The organism is Mesorhizobium sp. M1004, from assembly GCF_040318795.1.
In the GTDB taxonomy this organism is placed as follows: Bacteria; Pseudomonadota; Alphaproteobacteria; order Rhizobiales; family Rhizobiaceae; genus Mesorhizobium.
On the sequence record NZ_JAMYNB010000045.1, the window covers coordinates 1 to 941 of the forward strand.

Consider the following 941-nt stretch of genomic DNA (forward strand, 5'->3'; position numbering starts at 1 on the left):
ACGAAATCATCTTTCCCGTTTGCTCCCCCGCGTATCTTCTAGCGCACCCTGCTCCACAGACCGTCGATGAGCTGGTTCACCACCAGCTCATTCATTCTTCCGATGATTTTCGCAAGCGAATGGGCTGGCCCGAGTGGGTCGAGTTGGCAGGCGGAGATGCCGGCGAGATCAAACCGAACATTGTCTTCAACGACTACCAGCTGACGCTTCAAGCAGCTCTTGCCGGTGAAGGAATAGCGTTGGGATGGTCCCTGACCGCCCAGCAGCTGCTCAACAACCGCCTTCTCGTCAAAGCATTGCCAACCCAAATCAAGACCGACAGGGCCTTCTTTCTGTTAGCCAGCGAGGATGCCAGCAAGAACAAGAGGTGCAAGGTTTTGGTTGACTGGTTTCTTGGTCAGTCTGAAGAACTCCGCCCGTGATTGAAATTAGCCCTTACCGTGGCTTACCTCGCAGCTTGCGCACGAGCGACCTAGATATAAACTGGGTTTAAGGCTAGCGAAACCTTTTACGAATTCTCGGAGCGCTCGCTAGTCGCTATCATCATTGCGAAACTAAGCACGGCCCGCCTTATCAGACGGATGGTGGGACGCTGATTATTCGGCTGCAGGGGACGCAATGATGGATGCTGATACTCCCGCAATCCGGCGCCGCGGAGGACGCGCGTCGGTCGTAGCTGCCCGAGAGGCGGAAAGAAAGCCGCGCGTCTCGACCATCAAGTACGGCATCCGGCCTGTCGAGGTCGTCACTGCTGAGCAGCTTGAGCGCATTCACCAGGCTTCGCTGGCGATCCTGCGCGAAATCGGCATCGAATTCAGGGACGACGCGGCGATCCGGCAATGGAAAGAGGCTGGCGCCGATGTCCAGGGTCAGCGTGTGCGCTTGGAGGGCGAGATGGTTATGCATCTCATCTCCAAGGCTCCCTCCCGCTTTGAGATGAC

The 941-nt window shown here is 57.0% G+C and carries 2 protein-coding genes; both read left to right on the plus strand.

Annotated elements, in window-relative coordinates; translation table 11 throughout:
• Nucleotides 1–422, plus strand: a 422-nt coding sequence (locus tag NKH54_RS32440) for a LysR substrate-binding domain-containing protein (RefSeq protein ID WP_353029726.1), incomplete at its 5' end; no start/stop codon positions are given.
• A 196-nt stretch (nt 423–618) separates the two neighbouring features.
• On the plus strand, nt 619–941 hold a 323-nt coding region (locus NKH54_RS32445; protein WP_353029727.1), incomplete at its 3' end, for a trimethylamine methyltransferase family protein.